Below are 16,743 nucleotides of genomic sequence, written 5' to 3'. Positions count from 1 at the left end.
CTGTCGGCGTCACCCTCCTTCCTCAGACTACACGTCCAGATGTTGGACTGTCAGTCCAATCGCGTGTCGGGTGCGGCCGTGCCCGCCTCCTCGGCCTCGACGACGAGGGCGGCGAGCGTCGTCCGTGCGCGGGCCACGCGGGAGCGGACCGTGCCGACCGGGCAGTCGCCGAGGGCCGCCGCCTCGGTGTACGGCAGGCCGAGGAGTTGGGTGAGGACGAACGCCTCGCGGCGCTCCTCCGGGAGGCGGTCCAGCAGGTCGAGCAGCACGATGCCGTCGTCGAATCCGGGCAGCCCGCGCGGCTGGGCCCGTTCGACGGTCAGCTGCCAGTCGGGCACCTCGGCCTTCCGGGGCCGTACGGCCGTGTACCGGTGGCTGTCGGCGACGGCGCGGCGGGCGATCGCCAGCAGCCAGGTGCGTGCCGAGGAACGGCCCTCGAACCGGTGCAGGCTGCCGAGCGCCCTCAGGAACGTGTCCTGGGTCAGATCGTCCACCGCCTGCGGGTCGGCGCACAGATGGGCGACGTAGCGGATGACGTCACGGTGCAGGGCGCGGACGAAGCGGTCGACGGCGTCGGAGTCACCGCCGCGCGCGGCCAGCGCCCAGGCGGTCGCCGCGTCGTCGGTGGGTCTTCCGGCAGGGGTGGGCAGGGTGGAAGTGATCACCTGAGTTCCTTCGCGGGGGAACCGGGAACCACGGGCGTGCGCGGACCCGGTCGGCGGGGATACGGCCGCGGGCGGTACGCGGAACAGGGCTGTACCGGCACACGGCCGGAGCCCGGGGCGCGCAGGGGCGGCCCGGGGTGTCACCGGCTGCCGTCAGGCGGCAGCGGTCCCGGCGGGCGGACCGCGCAAGGTGATCGCGTGGACGAGGGCAAGGAGCCGTGGCACCCGGTCCGAGCGGCGGCGCCGGCGGACGCGGAGCGGCGGGCGGACCGTCGGCACCGGCGTGAGGAACAGCAGTCGCAGCGGGGCGGCCAGCCGGCCGACGACGGCCCGGAGCACCCGGAAGACGGCCCGCTCGCCGTACCCGAGCCACAGGCCGCACAGCATTGCGGCCAGCAGGTGGGCGGCGAGCATGCCGGCGGAGGAGTCACCGGAGGGCGCCATGTGTCCTTCCGTGCCCGTACCCGCCCCCATGGGCATGGGCATGGGCGTGGAGTGCATGCCGTGCGGCATCACGCTCCTGTCCATCCCGTCCATGGGGTCGGCGTGGGCGGGCTCCGTCAGGGAGAAGGCCGTGTGCAGAACCGTCTGGGCGACGACGGCGACGGCGGTGATCAGCGGCAGTCCGCGCTCACGCCCCGCGAGTCCCCAGCCCACGGCGCCGGTGGCGGCCCAGCCTGCCGCCAGCGTCCGGAGGGGGAGGTGGTCGCCGGACATCATGACGTGTCCCAGGGCGGCGAGCACGACACAGACGCCCGCGAACACCGCGGCCCGTACCGTGCGAGCAACCCACCCAGCAGTCATGGCCCCTCATCGTCGCATCCGGGCCCCAAGCGGTCGCCCGTGGATACGGTTCCTCCCACGCACGCAACTCATTCCCCGGCATGTGATCCAGAACACCTTTGCCGGGCACCGGAGTCGGCCCGTGACCACGTCCGTCCCCCGAGCGAGCTACGGGCAAGTGTCCACTGTGCGGTGACGATTCCCGGCCGCCGGATCCGTAGCGTCCATTGCGACACGCGGCACCGGGCCGCGGATCCGACGAAGGAGTCATCGATGAGAGTGGTCTGGCAGCTCCTGGCCGTGGCGGCGATCTCCGCCATAGGCGGTCAGAGCGTGAGCGCGGTGCGGGACAACCCGTGGCTCACGCTCGTCCTCGGGACGCTGACCGCCGTGCTCTCGGTGCCGGTCTACCGGTGGGTGGTGGGGCGGACCGAGCGCCGGCCGGTCACGGAGCTGGACCCGAACGGCGCCGCGCCGGCGCTCGGCCGGGGAACGCTGATCGGCGTCGTGATGTTCGGCATGGTCATCACGAACCTCTTCACCTCCGGGAACTACGAGGTGCACGGCCTGGGTTCGCTGAGCGGCACGGCCGGACTGTTCGGCTTCATGGCCGCCGCCGCCGTCACCGAGGAACTGCTCTTCCGCGGGGTGCTGTTCCGGATCGTCGAGGAGTACCTGGGCACCTGGATCGCGCTGACGCTGACCGCGCTGCTGTTCGGCCTGGCGCACCTGCCCAACCCGGACGCCACGGCGTGGGGCGCCTTCGCCATCGCGATCGAGGCCGGCGGCATGCTCGCCGCCGCGTACGTCGCCACCCGCAACCTGTGGGTGCCGATCGGCGTGCACTTCGGCTGGAACTTCGCCGCGGGCGGCATCTTCAGCACCGTGGTCTCGGGCAACGACACCGAGCAGGGGCTGCTGGACTCCACGATGTCGGGCAACAAGTGGATCACCGGCGGTGACTTCGGCCCGGAGGGAAGCGTGTACTCGGTGCTGTTCGGCGTGCTGCTGACGATCGGGTTCCTGTGGCTGGCCCACCGGCGCGGCAATCTGGTGCCCCGCCGCCGGCGTGCGGAGCGGGTCGACGCCACCGCTAGACTGCCCCGGTGATCGCTCCTCACCGGCTCCGGGAGACGTGGCACCGGCTGGACGTCACCGTCAGGGACCTTCTGCTCGGGCTGCTCGTCCTCTCCCTGTCGCTGTGGCCGGACTTCCAGAACCACGGAACGCTCCTCGGAGGCGTGCCGGAGCGTCCCTTCGACTCCCTCGCCTTCGTGGCGGTGGGCCTCCAGGCCCTTCCGCTCGCGGTGCGCCGGCGGTGGCCGGCCGTCTGCCTCGCTCTGGTGATGGCCGGGTTCGCCCTCGACCAGCTCCGCGGCTACCACTCCCCCGCGGGCATCGCGCTGCCCGTCGCGCTGCTGAGCACCGGGGCGTACCTGGAGCGGTACCGGCGCACCACCGCGGCCCTGTGCACCGTCGCCTACGTGGCACTGACGGTCGCGTTCCACCGGCTGGGTCCGGGTGAGCCGGTGAGCGAGTTCGTGACGTTCTACCTGGCGGTGGCCCTCGCCTGGGGCATCGGGGCGTGGCTGCGCGCCACCCGGATCGCGGAGGCCGAGCGCCGGCACCGCGTCGCCGAGGACTCCCGGACCGCCGAACGCGCCCGGATCGCCCGCGAGTTGCACGACGTGGTGACCCATCATGTGACGGCGATGGTCGTACAGGCCGAGGCGGCCCGCTATCTGACCGCCGCGCCCGACCGGCTGGACCGGACGCTGACCGCCGTCAGCGACACCGGCCGACGGGCCATCACCGACCTGCGGCACCTGCTCGACCTGCTCAACCCCGACCACGGCCCCGAGGCCAGGACACCGCCCGTCGGCCGGCTCCTCACGCTGGTGGAGCAGACCCGCCGGGCCGGGCAGCCGGTGGAGTTCACCGAGGAGGGCACGCCGGCGCCGTCGACCGGCAGCGCCGACCTCGTCGCCTACCGGGTCGTGCAGGAGGCCCTGACGAACGCCCTCAAGTACGCCCACGGCGGCGCCACCCGGGTCGTGGTACGGCACAGCGAACGGCAGATCACCGTGGAGGTCGGCACGGACGGTTCCGGCACCCCGGTATCCTCCTCCCCCGGCGGGAGCGGCCGGGGCCTGGCGGGCCTGCGGGAGCGGGTCGACGTCCTGGGCGGCGACTTCAGCGCGGGACCGGAGACGGGCGGCGGCTTCGTCGTACGGGCCCGCATACCGACGGGGAGCACGGTGCAGGCGGGGGGCACGGCGCCGGCGGGGGACCCGGCGACGACGGAGAACACGGTACCGACGGGGAACACGGCATGACCGCACCGATCCGGGTCCTGGTCTGCGACGACCAGATGCTGATCCGCACCGGCCTGACGACCATCATCGACGCCCAGCCCGACCTGGAGGTGGCCGGCGAGTGCGGCGACGGGCAGACCGCCGTCGACCTCGCCGGCCGGCTCCGTCCGGACGTCGTGGTGATGGACGTGCGCATGCCGGTGCTCGACGGCATCGAGGCCACCCGCCTGCTGGCCGGCGCGGGGGTGCCGCATCCGGTGAAGGTGCTCGTGGTGACGACGTTCAACCTGGACGAGTACGTCTACGAGGCGCTGCGCGCGGGGGCGAGCGGGTTCCTGCTCAAGGACGCGCCGCCGGACCGGCTGCTCCACGGCATCCGGACCGTGGCCATGGGCGCGGCGCTGCTGGACCCGGAGGTGACCCGCCAACTCGTGGGCCGGTACGCCGCCCGGATCCGCCCCGCCGAGGACGGGGCGCCGCGGGACCTCCCACTGACCCCCCGCGAACTGGAGGTCCTCCGCCTCATCGCGGACGGCCTGTCCAACAGCGAGATCGCCGCGGCCCTGCTGATCAGCCAGGAGACCGTGAAGACCTTCGTCTCCCGCATCCTCGCCAAACTCGGCCTGCGCGACCGCGTCCAGGCGGTGGTCTACGCCTACCGCCAGGGCCTGGCGACCTGAACCGCTACCGGGGGACCGCGCACAGGTAGAGGCCGGCCGAGCCGCCGAGGACGACGCGGTCGTCGTGCAGGTGGAACGAACAGGAGGGCAGACGGTCGTCCACGCGCAGCCGGCACACCTCGGTCCCCGTTCCGGTGTCCCACAGGAAGGCGGAGCCTCCCATCGTGACGGCGATCAGACGGCTTCCGTCCCGTGACATGGTCACGGACCACACGGCCGTTCCGTCGCCCGGGAGTACGCGGCGGGGCCGTCCGGCCACCGGGTTCCACAGCAGCACGCGCCCGTCGTACCCGGCGGTGGCCAGGTGCCGGCCGTCGGGTGACCAGGACACCGCGCCGACCGAACCGGCGTGGCCGTTCCGCTCGTCCACCGTCCCCGTGGGCCGGCCCGCCGGGTCGAGACGGACTACGCGCAGTTCCATGGACGTGGTCGCGGCGGTCAGTTGTGATCCGCCGGGCGCGAACGCCAGGTCGTTGACACCGGCGCCCACCGAGACCACGCCGGCCCGCCGCCACTCCGCCGTCTCCCACAGCAGCACGTCGCCGTTGTCCCCGGCAGCCGCCCAGCAGCCGTCCGGGCTCCAGTCGGTCACCAGTCCCGTGACCACGGCGCGGAAGGCGGACATCAGCTCCTCGCCGTCCAGGCGTGCCATCGTCTCCACACCCCGCAGGCTTCCGCCGGCAGGGCTCTGGAACGTCAGCGTCCGCCCGTCGCCCACGGGGTACGGCGGATAGGCCTGCTCGGTCAGGTGACGTCCGGCGAAGTCCCGGGAAGCACGCAGTGCGCGCTGGTGGGCGGCGTGTTCCGAGCGCTGACCGGGGGACACAGTTTGACCACTACGGTTCCCGGCCCCGGGGTGACCGTCACGGCCGCGAGCGCCGCGCCCGTGTAGCCCTTCCCCGACGGCTTCCAGCGAGGGCTGACCGGCATGACGCCCGACCCCAGGTCGCCGACCCACCGAAGCAGGGCCCGTGCCGCGGCCTCGTCCCCCAGGCACGCGGTCAGCTCGGCAAGCTCGGTCATCGTCTCCGCCGCGCGAAGGCGTCGGCACACCGGACACGGCTCCCCCGAGCCGATCGGAGCCATTGTGGCACCGCCCGGGGCAGCACCTGGGCCCCTCCTGGCACAGGCCCGGTCCGGGACCCGGCGTTCGTGGCCGCCCGGTGAGGGCCGAAGGCCCTGTGTACACCGGGCGGACCAGTAGGCACAGTAAGGGTGAGCCACGCGCTGGGACGAGGGGGATGTCATGGGCAGTGATCCGGTCGGGGGCTCCCGCATCCTGTCGGAGCAGAACGCCGAGGCGGCCCGGCACCGGCTGCGGGCCATGCTGGTCTCCCACCGCAGGGCCCAGCGGCTGGCCAACGCCCGCATGGGCGTGTCGGTGCTGCTGGCCGTCGCCGGACTCGTCACCGTTTTCCTCCCCGGGCTCACCGTCGCCGTGACGGTGCTGGGCGGGCTCTGGGCCGTGGCGCACTCCGTCGGCCTCACCTCGTGGGAAAGCAACGAGGCCAAACGTGCGGCGCTGCTGCAGGAGTCGTTCGACGTCAGGCTGTTCCGTCTGGAGTGGAACACCGTGATGGCGGGTTCGCCGCCCGCCCCTCAGCTGATCAGCAGCCTCAGCCGACGCTTCAGGGGGGACGAGGCCGAGCTGCGCGACTACTACGAGATCGTCGAACTGCCGCACCCCTACGACGTGCTGGCCTGCCAGCAACAGAATCTCGGGTGGGGTGCCCGGGTGCGACGGCGTTATGCCCAGGCCGTGCTGACGGCCGTTCTGGTCTGGCTGTGCCTGGGGTTCGTCATCGGTCTTTCGGCCCGTATGAGCGTGCTCGACCTGCTGCTGCTGTGGTACGTGCCCTCGCTCGGCGCGGTGATGATGAGCGTGGAGGTGTGCCGTGCGCAACGGCAGGTGGTCGCGGACCGGGAGCGGGTGCTGGAACTGCTGGAGGCCAGGGTCGCCGAGGGCGGTGACCCGGCCGATCTGCCGGCCTTCGCCCGGCAGGTCCAGGACGTGATCTTCCAGTCCCGGCTGCGGCACACCCGTGTGCCCGGCTGGTTCTTCCGCCGCTTCAAGAGCTCGGACCGGGCCGACTTCCAGGCCGCGTTGCACGACCTGCGGGAGGTCGTCTCGCGTACGACGCCACAACCCGGCTGACCGCGGCGGTTTCGTGCAGCGGTACGGCCGGGGCGGCCCCGGAACCACGGTGACACCGGTCCGGTGAAGTGATGTACCGTCAGCGCTTACCCGCGTCGCCGCGGCGTCCGAGCGCCTCCGCGGCCGGTACCGGGCGCGGGTCGGGTCCTGGACGGGGGGAAGGCTTGGTGGAGAACGAGGACGGCCTGAGAGACCTGTTCGACGACGTGCCGGCCTCCGACGCCCTGATCCGGTGGGCCCGGAGCGGAGCACACGGTGGCACGGTCCGGCCGCTCGTCCCTCCATGGCGACCGTCCGGGGTGAGCGCCAGTGGAGCCCTGCTGTCCGCGGTCCTGGTCACCCCTGGTCCGGGCACCGTGGTGGTCAAGGTGTCCGCCACCGGCCAGGACGACGAGGGGCACGTCCACGCCCGGGCCCTGCGGACAGCACCGGACCGTGTGGCCCCGCTGCTCTGGGTGTGGCCCGTGGGGGACGGGCGCATGCTGACCTTCCAGTCCCCGGCGGGCGACAGCCTGTACGACGTGGACACGATGGCCCGTCTGGGGCCTCGTGAACTCCCGGACGCCTGCGCCTTCGTAACAAGGTGGCTGCTGACGGAGTGGAACGGCGGCCCAGGAGGGCGGGAAACCGTCCTCACGAACCTCTCGGCCTTCTTGGGCGGCGAACTCGGTGCGCTCGTCTCCCGAGGCGGCTCGGCACTCGCGTACGGCTCCCGGATCGGAGGGCTGGAGGCGGACACCCCCTGGATCCGGATCGACGGCCGGGACCTGCCGAACCCCCTGGCGATGGCCACGGGCCGTGCCGGACTGCCCGATCCGGCCCTCTACACCGTACGTGGACGGGCGCACGGCGACCTCCACCTGCACAACATCATGGTGCCGCACCGGGAGGGCAGGCCCCGGTACGAGGACTTCCGCCTCATCGATCTGGCCACCTTCTCGGACGACGCGCCGCTCTCCCGTGACGTGACGATGCTGCTCCTGTCCGCCCTGGCCCCGGAGATCTCCGCCGAGTCGGCCGGGGGCGGTGACGCGCTGCTCCGCTATCTGGTGCGCCCGCACGAGGACCTGCTGGACCGGATCCCGCCCGCGTCCAGCCGTCTGGTGCGGGCGGTGAGGGACACCTGCGCCCAGGCCACCACGGGTGGCCTGGGTGACGTGTGGTCCTTGCAGTTCCTGCTCTCGCTCGTCGCCACGGGGCTGCGGTCCAGTACGTACGAGAGCCAGGGGCACACCGGCCGGTGGTGGTGCTTCCGGCTGGCGGCGCACGCCGGCGGCGAACTGCTGAAGCGGTTCGGGGAGGGCCCGGACCGCACCGGGCTGCCGGTCGCCGCGCCGCCGGTGGCCAGCCCGCCAGCCGTGTCCGCCGCCCCTGGGCCCCTGGACCGGCGGCCCCCGCGGTCCGCTCCCGTCACGGACCGTACGGCGCCCGGGCACACCACCGTCGCGGCCCCGCCCCCCGAACTGCTCCGTCTCCAGTCGTACAGCCGTACCGCCGTCGCCGCCGCGGGCCACCAGGGTGCCTCCGGCGTCGGTGCGCGCCTTCTCGACCTGACCGCGCTCGCCGTCCCCAGGGAACTGGAGTGGTCGCTCCTGCGTTCGCTGGGCGAGGGCCGTTCGGTGTGTGTGACCGGCCGGCCCGGCACCGGGAAGACCACACTGCTGTGGAGGCTCCACCGCGAGCTCGCCGCGGATCCCCACGGGCCGCGGCCGTACTTCCTGCGGGCCGGCGACCTCTGGAGCGCCCCTCCCGGCACCGGACTCACCCTGGACGCGGTGCGTGCCGCGTGCCGTCATCTGCCGGGCCCGGCGGTCTTCCTCCTCGACACCGCCGACCTGCTGGTCTCCCACGTCTCCGGTCTCGTCCTGGTCCAGGAACTGCTCACCGTCGCCGCCGAGCACTCCGTACGCGTGGTGATGACCTGCCGCGAGGAGGAAGCACGCTCCCTGCGGCCGTTCGTGAACGACTTCACGCTCGAGTGGAAGACGCTCGGCCCGTACAGCGAGCGGGAGCGGGAAGCTGCCATCCGCTCCCACGCCCGGTACTTCTACGAGGGCCACTCCGAGGTCTCCGTGGACCATGTCTGCCGCACGGTCTCCCACGCGGCCGTGCGGGGCCTGCCGATGCAGGAGGTGTGCCGGGCCCCGCTCACCCTGCGCATGCTGTTCGAGACCTTCGCGCCCAAGATGCCCTTGGTGAAGGAGATCGACGTCACCACCCTGTACGACCTGTACTGGGAACACCGCGTCGGCCAGGACCGGCGGGCCGGGGAGGTGCCGGGCACGGAGGCACCGGCCGACCTCTCGGAAGCCGGTGAGAGAGTGGCCCGGCTGATGCTCACGGAAGGCCGCCTGGACCTGACGCACGCGGAGGTGAGAACGGCCCTGCGCACCGGGCAGCGGGACGCCGGTCCGGTGGACGACTTCCAGGTGCTCGTGACCCGTGGAGTGATCGAGCGCCAGCTCACGGGCTCCGGGGAACGGTACTCCTATTTCCACCAGACCCTGTTCGAGTACGCCGCCGGCCGTCGGCTCTGCCGGACGGCCGTGCCCGGGGAACCGTCCCATCTGAGTCTGCTGCTCGACTGGCTGAAAAAGTATCCCGACGACCATTTCCGGCTGGCGGTCGCCGAGCAGGCCCTCGTCCAGGCGGGACGGGCAGGAGGCAGGGCCGTCGCGGCGGGAACGGCACTGCTGACGGCGCTGCTCGCCGAGACCCGTGACGGCCCGCCCACGCTGCACGGACTACGGGCCATGCTGATGCGCGTCTACGCGCAACTGCCCTCCCCCGACGCCGAACTGCGGCGGCACTTCGGACCGGCCGTCGCCGCCCTGCCGTCGATCCTGGGCAGGGTCTATCTGGAAGCACTGCCCACGACCTGCCACCAGGACCGCGACCGGATCGTCGAGGAACTCCTCGGCATCTGGCGCGGCGGGCACGAGGAACTGAGACAGCCCCTGCTCGTCGCCCTGATCTGGCTCGCGGAAAGCCTGCCCGAGAGCGTGATCTCGGTCATCGACGAGGCCTGCCCGTCCGCGGCACGCGGCAACGGCCGCTGCCGCGGCACCCGTTGCATTCCCCGGGAGTGCCTATGGGCCTGGTTGCTGACCCGGGAGAGGTCGGAGATCTTCAAGTTCCTGGGCGTACTGGAGGCACTGGCGCCCAAGCGGCCCGACTGGGTGTGGCCCCGGCTGCGCACGCTGATGACGGACCCGCACAGCGACCTGATCCCGATGGCCCGTTGTCTGCGGCTCGCGGCGCGGCAACAGGACTGGCCGGAGCGCCCCTACGCGGCGGTCCGGCCGGTGGTCCGGCATCGCTGGGGCCGTGAGCGCCCCCGCAACAAGGAGGGAGTCGTGCTCCAGGAGGCGCTGGGCCGGCTGACGGCGGCCACGTGGCTGACCCGCGGTGAGCGGCCCTCGCTGGAAGCCGTACTGGCAGCGGCCGTCCGGCGCCCGGAGGACCCGATGTCGTACCCTCAGGTACGCGCCGTGGGCGAGATGGCGGTCCGAGCGTCGTCCGAAGAGGTCCGCCGCCTGCTCGCCGTGGCGACGGACGCCGCGGATCCCGCGGCCCTGCCCCTGCTCACCGAGCATCTGCTGCTGCCCCTGCTCACCGCCGCGCGGGGCGCCGCCGACACGATCGGCGGTGACACGTCGACGAGCCGCACCGCCGGTGCGGAACCCGTTGCCACGGCTGCGGTCCGCACCTGGCTGGCCCGGAGCCTGCGCGCACTGGATCGTCCTGCCCCCGCCGACTTCGCCCACCGGCTGGCGGAACACACGTGGGGGCGCGGCCTCGACGTGGCCACCGCGGCCCGGCTGGTCGACGAGGCGTGGCCACGGGAGACCGCCCACCGGGACCACGACCGCGGCAGACCGGAGGCCGAGGACCGACTGCGCCGGGTCTGGCTCTCCGAGCAGGGCGCGACCCACCTGCTGGTGGCCGCCGCGGCGGCCGGACACCCGCACGCGGTCGAGGCCCTGCGGCTGTGGCGCGCCGACCGGGCGGGCAGGGGTCGCGTCAAGGGTCCCGTCCGCAATCAGGGAGTGACGCAGGAGGACCAGAAGATCACGCTCAACCTGCAGCGGCTGGTGCCGGAACATCCCGAACTGCTCGACGAGTTGCTCGCGCAGGGGACCATCGACCCGCGTCTGGACCCGGTCTGGCTGAACGAGGCCCTGCGAAGTCCCGGAGCGGACATCGACCGGCGGCTGACCGCCGCGTTGCACCGGCACTCCGACACGTTGGAGCGGCTGTGCGACGTCACATGGACCGGCGACTACGGCTCGGCCAACGCCAAGAGCTCCTTCCATCTGCGCGGCAAACTTGTCGTCCGGGGCGTTCTGAGCCCTCCGAGCGCGGCGGATCTCGACGGCATCCTCTCCCTGGGCGGCCATCCGCATCTCGTCAAGGCCGCGCTGTTCCTGGTCTCGACCGTCATCGAGCACAGTCCGAACGGCTCGCTCGACACGGCGGAATGGCGGCGGCTGGAGAACACCCTGCGTGGTTTCGCGCAGCCCGCTCGTGCGGACGGCGGCACCGGGCCGGGCAGACACGAGGACGTCCAGACGGTGGCCCGCCGGTGTCTGACGGGCCTGGTGTGCCGCCACCACTCCCTGGACACACCGCGGCACATCGCTCAGGCGTGCGCGAGCGCGCGGAGCCACTTGGCGAGGGCCACCGAGGTGGACGAGGTGACGGTCCTGGGGCGGTTCGTCGAACGGCTCACCGATGTGTCGCCCCAGGACGCCGTGGAGCTGGTCGGCGCGGTCTGCGCCACGCTGCGCGCGCTGTCCAGGGGAAAGGTGATGTCCTTGGCCCAGCGCTGGTACCGCCCGCTCTCCCGGCTCGCCGAACGCACCACGTCCCAGCAGTGGCGTGAACTCCTCGAAGGCTGCTGGGAGGGCCCCAAGGAGATCCTGCGCGTGCTGATCCGGGCCGGCATCCGCAAGCGCGCCGACGCTCCGGGGGCGTATCTGCTCACGATCGCCGATAGCAGCACGTGGCCGGACATGGTCCGGGAGACAGTACGCGTGGGCACTCTCCTGCACACCGAGAGCAGCCACCGACGCTGGCTCCCGCCCCTCGATCCCGCCGGGAGCGTCCTCTGACGGCACCGCGGGGCAGCGGAATACCGTGGCCCCCGGGCCCGTTGTCGGCCTCGAAGGAGGCCAGAAGTGGACACCACGTACTACGACCACGGGACGCCGGCCGAGCGCTGGGAGCGCGCCGGGATGTTCTTCGACGCCAAGGACTACGCCGCCGCCGCGCGCGTTCTCGGCGGGCTGGTCGAGGAGGTGCCGGAGCAGACCGGACCGCGGCTGCTGCTGGCGCGCGCCTACTACCACTCGGCGCAACTGCGGCGCGCGGAGGCGGAGTTGAGGGTCATCGTGGAGCGTGACCCGGTGGAGCACTACGCCCGGCTGATGCTGGGGCGCACCCTCCAGCGGCAGGGGCGGGACGACGAGGCCCGGCCGCACCTGCGGATCGCCGCCGCGCTGGGCGGCTCCTTCGACGAGGAGTGAGGGACGAGGAGTGAGGGCGGGCCGGTGCCTGGTTCCCCGCGACGGGGAGCCGGGCACCGCGCGTCAGCGCGCCGCCGTGCCGCTCGTGTACGTCCGCCGGCCCCGGCGGTGGGCCACCTCCCCGAGCACGATGTCGACGACGAGGAACACCGCCAGGGGGATGCCGAGGAGCGGGACGAAGTAGCCCAGGACGGCGATCGCCGCCAGCAGGGGGACGAGTACGTACGGCGGCACCTGCTGCCAGGCCCCGCGCGGGATCGGCCGGCCGAAGGCGGAGCCGCGGCCCCGCTGCCACCACATGCGGTAGCCCCACAGGATCAGCAGGATCAGGGTGAGGGCCAGGGCCATCAGGACGATCTGGTTCACCAGGCCGAACAGGCTACCGGTGTGCAGGTCGATGCCCCAGCGGGTGAGTTTCGCGAGGACCGGATAGTCGTCGAACCGCAGGACGTCGGTGACCTCGCCGGAGGCGGGGTCGACGGCGACCGAGTCCTGCTTCTCGGGCCAGCTGCGCTGGATCTGCCGTACGACGTACGCGGACTTCTCGTCGGCGGGCGGCACGATCTCCACCGGGTCGCCCAGGCCCTCGGCCCGTGCCGCCCCGAGGACCTTGTCCAGGCCGACGCCGTGCGCCGCGTCGCCCGCCGTGCCGCCGGCCGCGTCGCCGGCCGCGTCGTGGCCCGCGTGTTCGCCGGCCGCCTCGGCCGACACCGAGGGGGTCTCCTGGCTGAGGGAGGTGCGCAACTCGCCGATGTTCGCGCCGGCGTAGGTGGACCAGGTCAGGCCGGTCGCCGAGAGGAAGATGAAGCCGGCCGCGGCCCACGCGCCCACCCCGCCGTGCAGGGCCAGCGTGCGGCGCCGCCCGCTGGTGCCGCGCAGCTTGCGCAGGGCGCGGCGCCGGGAGAACCACAGCACCAGTCCCCCGCCCGCGATCACCCACAGCCAGCTCGCGGCGAACTCGCTGTAGAGACGGCCCGATTCGCCCAGGTGCAGATCGCGGTGGAACTCGTCGATCCAGGTGCGCAGGGGCAGCGCGCCCGAGGAGCCGTACTGTTCCAGTGCGCCGCGCACCTTCGCGGTGTACGGGTCGACGAACACGGCCAGGGTGTGGCCGGGGTCCACACCCGGTATGCCGGACAGCATCACCCTCGTGGTGGCGTCGGCCTCGGGTGAGGGGCGCACGGCGGAGATCGTGCCCTCGGGGTGGGCCTCGCGGGCGGCGGCCACCTGCTCGGACACGGGCAGCTTGCGGTCGCCGACGGGGACGGTCAGCTCATGGTCGTAGACGATCTTCTCGGCCTGGAACGAGGCGGCGTACAGCAGGCCGGTGAGGGCGGCGACGAGGAGGAACGGCGCGACCAGGACGCCCGCGTAGAAGTGCAGGCGCAGGACGAGGGGGCGCAGACCGGTCCGGGCGCTCTTCGCGGGTGCGGGCTCGGGGGCGAGGGGTTTCGGTGCCTCGTCCGTGGGGGTCGAGGGAGCGGTGGTCATCGGTGGGGTTCTCCCGGGGACGTGTCGGCGGGCGGGGTGGTGGTGCAGTAGTCGGGGCGGCGGGGCTTCCGGTTCCCGGGAGTTGCGTGTGACCTGCGCCACACGCGGAAGGCGTGCGATCCTGGCGGCATGGGAACTCCGGACGATCGTGCACCCTTGGCCGAGCGGGTCGAGCAACTGCTCGCCGTGAAAGGGCCGTTGTCCATAGTCACGGCCGGTGACCCGGTGCTGCGCGGTGGTACCGAGCCGTACGACGGGCAGTTGGGGCCCGAGCTGCTGGCCCGGTTCGTGGCGGCGCTGCGGGTCACCATGCGCGCGGCGCCGGGGGTCGGGCTGGCCGCGCCGCAGGTCGGGGTGGGGCTGCGGATCGCGGTGATCGAGGATCCGGCACCGGTCCCGGAGGAGGTGCGCCTCGCGCGCGGGCGGGTGCCGCAGCCGTTCCGGGTGCTGGTCAATCCGGTGTACGAGCCGGTCGGCACCCGGCGGGTCGGGTTCTTCGAGGGGTGCCTGAGCGTGCCGGGGTACCAGGCGGTGGTGGCGCGGCCCGCCGAGGTACGGCTGCGGGGGCAGGACGAGCACGGGCGGGCGCTGGACGAGGTGTTCACCGGCTGGCCCGCGCGGATCGTGCAGCACGAGACGGACCACCTCGACGGCACGCTGTACCTGGACCGGGCCGAGCCGCGCTCGCTGTCGTCCAACCGGGCCGCGCTGGAACGCTGGTCGCAGCCGACGCCGGAGGGGGCGGCCCGGGAGCTGGGTTTCGAGCTGCCGTGACCCGGCCCGGTCCTCCGGCGGGCGGAGGCCGCCTGCCGGAGGACCGGGGTGCTCGGGGTCGGACGTCTTGGCCGTCGTCCTCCGTCGGATCGGGCCGCCGGCCGTCGTTCCGGGGGTGGTTCGCCCCCGCCGCCCCTTCCCTTCCCGTCCCTGGGGGCTGCGCCCCCAGGCCCCCATCGGCCCTTCGGGCCTCGTCCTCAAACGCCGGACGGGCTCATCCGGGCTCAGGCGTCCCGGTACGCCTCCAGGAGGCGGAGCCAGATCTCGCTGATCGTCGGGTAGGACGGGACCGCGTGCCACAGGCGGGCGATCGGGACGCGGGCGGCTACGGCGATGGTCGCGGAGTGGACGAGTTCGCCGACGCCGGGGCCGACGAGGGTGAGGCCGCGCAGGATCTCCTCCTCGAGGTCGACGATCATGCGGGCGCGGCCCTTGTAGCCGTCGCCGTACAGGGCGGCGCCGGCGACCGAGGACAGGTCGACGTCGACGGCGCGGACGCGGTGGCCCGCCCGCTGCGCCTCGGCCAGGGTGAGGCCGACGGAGGCCGCCTCCGGGTCGGTGAAGACGACCTGGGGGACGGCGGCGTGGTCGGCGGTGGCGGCGTGCGCGCCCCAGTCCTCCGCCCGTACGGGCTCCCCGGCGGCCCGGGTGACGATGGCGGCGCCCGCGATCCGGGCCTGGTACTTGCCCTGGTGGGTGAGGAGGGCCCGGTGGTTGACGTCGCCGACGGCGTACAGCCAGTCGTGGCCGGTGACGCGGAGGCTGTCGTCCACGGTGAGCCAGGAGCCGGGCTCCAGGCCGATCGTCTCCAGGCCGATGTCGTCGGTGCGCGGGGCGCGTCCGGTGGCGAAGAGGATCTCGTCGGCCTCGATCCGGTCACCGTCGTCGGTGACGACCAGGACCGTGCCGTTCTCCCTGGTCACCGACTTCACGGAGGTGCCGGTGCGGATCTCGGCGCCGGCCTCGGTGAGCGCCTCGGCGACCAGCTCGCCGGCGAACGGCTCCATGCGGTTCAGCAGGCTCTCGCCGCGGACGAGGACGGTGACCCGCGAGCCGAGGGCCTGCCAGGCGCAGGCCATCTCGGTGGCGACGACCCCGCCGCCGACCACGACCAGCCGGCCGGGCACGGACTGCGCGCCGGTGGCCTCGCGGCTGGTCCAGGGCCGGACCTCGTCGAGTCCGGGCAGGTCGGGCAGCCGGGCGCGGCTGCCGGTGCAGACGGCGACGGCGTGCCGGGCGGTGAGGACCCGCCTGCCGCCGTCGGCGTCCGTGACGGTGACGGTGCGCGGACCGGTGAGCCGTCCCTGGCCGCGGTACAGGTCGGCTCCGATACCCTCCAGCCACCTGACCTGGCCGTCGTCCTTCCAGTCGGAGGTGAAGGAGTTCCGGCGGGCGAGTACGGCGTCGGCGTCCAGCGGCCCCTGGACGGACCGGCTCAGGCCGGGGAGGCGCAGGGCGTCGGCCCGGGCGATGACCGGGCGCAGCAGGGCCTTGCTGGGCATGCACGCCCAGTAGGAGCACTCGCCACCGACCAGTTCGCTCTCCACCACCGCGGTGGTGAGCCCGGCGGCGCGGGTGCGGTCGGCTACGTTCTCGCCCACGGGTCCGGCGCCGAGCACCACGACGTCGTAGGCGGTTGATTCCGGTTGCGTCGATTGCGTTTCCGTCATGGCGTCAGTCTGGTGGGTGGTGTGCGCTGTGGCCACATGGGTAGGGGCGCGGAATACGTGACCGGCCGGCCGTGTTGTGCCGACGGCCCGACCCGACCCCAGGAAGAGGGAACGCGCGATGAGCAGCACCGTGGAGCTCACCAAGGAGAACTTCGACCAGACGGTCACGGACAACGAGTTCGTACTGATCGACTTCTGGGCGGCCTGGTGCGGTCCGTGCCGCCAGTTCGCGCCGGTGTACGAGAAGGCGGCGGAGGAGAACCCGGACCTGGTGTTCGGCAAGGTGGACACCGAGGCGCAGCCGGAGCTGGCCGCGGCCTTCGGCATCCAGTCGATCCCGACGCTGATGATCGTGCGTGACCAGGTCGCCGTGTTCGCCCAGCCGGGCGCGCTGCCCGAGGCCGCCCTGACGGACGTCATCGGGCAGGCCCGCGAGCTGGACATGGACGACGTCCGCAAGCAGATCGCCGAGCAGCAGGCACGGCAGGGGGAGACGCCGGGCGCCTGAGGCGGCCTCGGCGGCGGGGGGGGGTGGGTTCCTCGCCCCCGCCGCCCCTTCCCTTCCCGTCCCGGGGGGGGGGGGGGGGGGGGCCCCCCCCCCCCCCCCCCCCCCCCCCCCCCCCGCGCGGCCCCCCCCCCCCCCCCCCCCCCCCCCCCCCCCCCCCCCCCCCCCCGCGCCCGG

Annotated in this window: 13 protein-coding genes; 8 read left to right on the top strand and 5 right to left on the bottom strand. The window is 73.3% G+C overall.

Going from position 1 to position 16,743, the window contains the following annotated elements:
* Positions 1-50 precede the first annotated feature (50 nt).
* Together ACH5AO_RS17375 and ACH5AO_RS17370 are read right to left on the bottom strand one after the other, a co-directional pair.
* Positions 51-665, bottom strand: a complete 615-nt coding sequence (locus ACH5AO_RS17375; RefSeq protein WP_398925424.1) for a sigma-70 family RNA polymerase sigma factor — start codon at positions 663-665, stop codon at positions 51-53.
* Positions 666-818: 153 nt separating this feature from the next.
* On the bottom strand, positions 819-1,469 hold the full coding sequence (locus ACH5AO_RS17370) for a hypothetical protein (protein WP_398925422.1): 651 nt from the start codon (positions 1,467-1,469) through the stop codon (positions 819-821).
* A gap of 252 nt (positions 1,470-1,721) precedes the next feature.
* Here ACH5AO_RS17370 and ACH5AO_RS17365 point away from each other — a divergent pair, with 252 nt between their 5' ends.
* The 3 genes from ACH5AO_RS17365 to ACH5AO_RS17355 are packed head-to-tail and all read left to right on the top strand — an operon-like array spanning position 1,722 to position 4,443.
* Positions 1,722-2,558 carry a lysostaphin resistance A-like protein gene (locus ACH5AO_RS17365; protein ID WP_398925420.1) on the top strand — a complete coding sequence of 279 codons (837 nt, stop codon included), beginning with the start codon at positions 1,722-1,724 and terminating at the stop codon, positions 2,556-2,558.
* On the top strand, positions 2,555-3,784 hold the full coding sequence (locus tag ACH5AO_RS17360; protein ID WP_398925418.1) for a sensor histidine kinase: 1,230 nt from the start codon (positions 2,555-2,557) through the stop codon (positions 3,782-3,784). The genes ACH5AO_RS17365 and ACH5AO_RS17360 overlap by 4 nt, the downstream gene beginning before the upstream one ends.
* Positions 3,781-4,443, top strand: coding sequence for a response regulator (locus ACH5AO_RS17355; protein ID WP_398925416.1), 663 nt, complete (start codon positions 3,781-3,783; stop codon positions 4,441-4,443). The genes ACH5AO_RS17360 and ACH5AO_RS17355 overlap by 4 nt, the downstream gene beginning before the upstream one ends.
* Before the next feature lie 4 nt (positions 4,444-4,447).
* On the opposite strand, the gene ACH5AO_RS17350 is transcribed toward ACH5AO_RS17355, so the two are convergent.
* Positions 4,448-5,269, bottom strand: a complete 822-nt coding sequence (locus ACH5AO_RS17350; RefSeq protein ID WP_398925414.1) for a WD40 repeat domain-containing protein — start codon at positions 5,267-5,269, stop codon at positions 4,448-4,450.
* Between the two features lie 420 nt (positions 5,270-5,689).
* Between ACH5AO_RS17350 and ACH5AO_RS17345 the strand changes: the two genes are divergently transcribed.
* From ACH5AO_RS17345 to ACH5AO_RS17335, 3 genes are all read left to right on the top strand, one after another.
* Positions 5,690-6,598 (top strand): S-4TM family putative pore-forming effector, encoded by a 909-nt coding sequence (locus ACH5AO_RS17345; protein ID WP_398925412.1) that lies wholly within the window; start codon positions 5,690-5,692, stop codon positions 6,596-6,598.
* Between the two features lie 167 nt (positions 6,599-6,765).
* Positions 6,766-11,712 (top strand): hypothetical protein, encoded by a 4,947-nt coding sequence (locus ACH5AO_RS17340; protein ID WP_398925410.1) that lies wholly within the window; start codon positions 6,766-6,768, stop codon positions 11,710-11,712.
* A gap of 66 nt (positions 11,713-11,778) precedes the next feature.
* Positions 11,779-12,126: a tetratricopeptide repeat protein gene (locus ACH5AO_RS17335; protein ID WP_398925408.1), complete on the top strand. Its 348-nt coding sequence runs from the start codon at positions 11,779-11,781 to the stop codon at positions 12,124-12,126.
* A 63-nt stretch (positions 12,127-12,189) separates the two neighbouring features.
* On the opposite strand, the gene ACH5AO_RS17330 is transcribed toward ACH5AO_RS17335, so the two are convergent.
* Entirely contained in the window at positions 12,190-13,617 is a 1,428-nt protein-coding gene (locus ACH5AO_RS17330) for a PepSY-associated TM helix domain-containing protein (protein WP_398925406.1), read from the bottom strand.
* Positions 13,618-13,746: 129 nt separating this feature from the next.
* Here ACH5AO_RS17330 and ACH5AO_RS17325 point away from each other — a divergent pair, with 129 nt between their 5' ends.
* The gene (locus tag ACH5AO_RS17325) at positions 13,747-14,391 is read left to right on the top strand and encodes a peptide deformylase (RefSeq protein ID WP_398925404.1); all 645 of its coding nucleotides are present in this window, start codon (positions 13,747-13,749) and stop codon (positions 14,389-14,391) included.
* 224 nt (positions 14,392-14,615) lie between these two features.
* Here ACH5AO_RS17325 and ACH5AO_RS17320 read toward each other — a convergent pair whose 3' ends face one another.
* Positions 14,616-16,061, bottom strand: coding sequence for a dihydrolipoyl dehydrogenase family protein (locus ACH5AO_RS17320; RefSeq protein ID WP_398925402.1), 1,446 nt, complete (start codon positions 16,059-16,061; stop codon positions 14,616-14,618).
* A 118-nt stretch (positions 16,062-16,179) separates the two neighbouring features.
* Here ACH5AO_RS17320 and trxA point away from each other — a divergent pair, with 118 nt between their 5' ends.
* Positions 16,180-16,569, top strand: a complete 390-nt coding sequence (trxA, locus tag ACH5AO_RS17315; RefSeq protein WP_398925400.1) for a thioredoxin — start codon at positions 16,180-16,182, stop codon at positions 16,567-16,569.
* Positions 16,570-16,743: the final 174 nt, after the last annotated feature.

Source organism: Streptomyces sp. NPDC018964, assembly GCF_044390325.1.
In the GTDB taxonomy this organism is placed as follows: domain Bacteria; phylum Actinomycetota; class Actinomycetes; order Streptomycetales; family Streptomycetaceae; genus Streptomyces.
Note: the sequence above shows the minus strand (reverse complement) of the source record. Positions and strands in the feature narration are given on the sequence as shown.